Origin of the sequence: Anaerotignum propionicum (genome assembly GCF_024461735.1) — a bacterium.
Taxonomy (GTDB): Bacteria; Bacillota; Clostridia; order Lachnospirales; family Anaerotignaceae; genus Chakrabartyella.
The window spans coordinates 1-245 of record NZ_JANGAD010000039.1 but is presented as its reverse complement, the minus strand read 5'-3'; the positions used below and the strand labels follow the sequence as shown (position 1 = coordinate 245).

Below are 245 nucleotides of genomic sequence, written 5' to 3'. Positions count from 1 at the left end.
GGAAGAAACACTTGACATGAAGCAGGGGGAAAGGAGTATGATATCAAGAGAAGATAATGAGATAAATGAAAAGGAGACGATGTGATATGAACGGAAATTTTGTTTACTGCAATCCTACGAAGCTTTATTTCGGAGAAGATTCCCTTGATTTTTTGAATGAGGAGCTTCCTAAATACGGGAAAAATGTTGTACTTGTTTACGGTGCGGGTTCTATTAAAGAAAACGGAATCTATGATAAAGTAATA

Annotated in this window: 1 protein-coding gene; it reads left to right on the top strand. The window is 35.9% G+C overall.

The annotated features are described in order from the left end of the window. Positions 1-86: 86 nt before the first annotated feature. Positions 87-245, top strand: a 159-nt coding sequence (locus tag NE558_RS14700) for an iron-containing alcohol dehydrogenase (RefSeq protein ID WP_256150842.1), incomplete at its 3' end; no start/stop codon positions are given.